Below are 763 nucleotides of genomic sequence, written 5' to 3'. Positions count from 1 at the left end.
CCCGATGTTGTAGGGGCGCCGGGCCCACATCTCCCGAATGGCATCGGGGTCGGTGGTGGCCGTGCGCTTCCACGGCATCCCACGGGGTGGTTCCTTGTCGCCGGGGGCAACGGGGAAAACGTGCCAGCCGCGGGCGGCGCACGCCAGCGCGTAGCGCACCAGCGCACCAGCGTCGGGCCGCGGCAATGGGGCGGGGTTGGTCATGGCGTGTTTCCGTTCAGGCGGCGGAGACGGCGCGAGAAGGGGATGACGGCGCGGGACCCGTCGGGGCGACGGACCAGGACATTGCGTGGTCCCCCACCGCTCCCCCAGCGGGCCAATACCGTGACGACCTCGGGCGGGTCCTTGCGGCCCGAGAGGCGGTCGCCGGGGTCGAGGTAGCGGCGGCCAATCATGCCCGTCATGCGGCATCACTTCCGGCGGGCATGTCGTTGTGGGTGCGGCCGTCCAGCAGCCGCCCGTCCTCGTTGCCGGACGTGATGACGACCCCGTCGAGAGTGAGGACGAACTCGTGTCCGTCTTCGCAGGTCCACAGGTCGCCGCGGACGTCGGGGGCGTGCGCGGCCCAACACGTGGCCTGGCTGTGACAGTGCGGGCAGTCGGGGCCGTTGGTGACGGGCCAGTAGGTGACGGGGATGTACCAGTCGGCGGGGCAGGCGCGGCAGCGCCACACGTTGACCTCGGTGAGGTCGGCGAGGGTGGCCGCGCCGATGAACACCACCTCGGTGGGCCGCTCGCAGGTGGGGCAGTCGGGCGGGGTGGT

At 72.1% G+C, this 763-nt stretch carries 3 protein-coding genes; all 3 read right to left on the bottom strand.

Annotated features, from left to right (window positions below):
• Positions 1–204: bifunctional DNA primase/polymerase (locus tag E1264_RS44385; RefSeq protein ID WP_165964686.1), on the bottom strand; the 204-nt coding region annotated here is incomplete at its 3' end.
• Positions 201–404 (bottom strand): hypothetical protein, encoded by a 204-nt coding sequence (locus tag E1264_RS44380; protein WP_165964685.1) that lies wholly within the window; start codon positions 402–404, stop codon positions 201–203. The genes E1264_RS44380 and E1264_RS44385, both read right to left, overlap by 4 nt.
• On the bottom strand, positions 401–763 hold a 363-nt coding region (locus E1264_RS44375; protein ID WP_165964684.1), incomplete at its 5' end, for a hypothetical protein. The genes E1264_RS44375 and E1264_RS44380, both read right to left, overlap by 4 nt.

The sequence above is a fragment of the Actinomadura sp. KC216 genome (assembly GCF_004348535.1).
Lineage (GTDB): Bacteria > Actinomycetota > Actinomycetes > Streptosporangiales > Streptosporangiaceae > Spirillospora.
This window is presented reverse-complemented; position numbering and strand designations above follow the sequence as displayed.